1 pseudogene is annotated in these 492 nt (G+C 39.4%); it reads right to left on the reverse strand.

The annotated features are described in order from the left end of the window. Window positions 1-492, reverse strand: a pseudogene (locus CYP05_RS09350) (hypothetical protein); the annotation flags it as partial.

Below are 492 nucleotides of genomic sequence, written 5' to 3' on the forward strand. Positions count from 1 at the left end.
GGATGTTTTTAGCATCACCGCTCGCTTTTTCAAGCATAGAAGTAAGCTTCATAAATGAGTCTTGATTGTCCAAGCTCTCATCATTTAGAGTTAAAATTTGACTAAGTAAATTTTGATTTGAGAGATTTTTTATATCGCTTAGTAGCTTTTGTATCGAGCTTGGTAGCTTCTCTGGAGTAAGTGCATCTTTTAAATTTGCTTCAAGCATGACGCCTGAGTTTTTGATCTGATCATTTAGCGAGCCAGCTTTAAGATCGGCTATTGGTTTTAGAAATTCTTTTAGTTTTAGTGCAAGGCTCTTTATCTCAGGGCTTTCGTTTTGCGCAGCTTCAGCCTCTAAGCTTTTGGCAAGATCTGAGAGCTCACTTGCTAAATTTGGAGCGATCTTCGTATCTTTTGCCTGAGATAAAATTTGCTCTGCTTTGCTACGACTTGCAGCGCTTCTTAGATCATCAAGCACCCTTGCAACTAGCTTGCCAACGTCATCAAGAG

The organism is Campylobacter concisus, assembly GCF_002913545.1.
Taxonomy (GTDB): domain Bacteria; phylum Campylobacterota; class Campylobacteria; order Campylobacterales; family Campylobacteraceae; genus Campylobacter_A; species Campylobacter_A concisus_AV.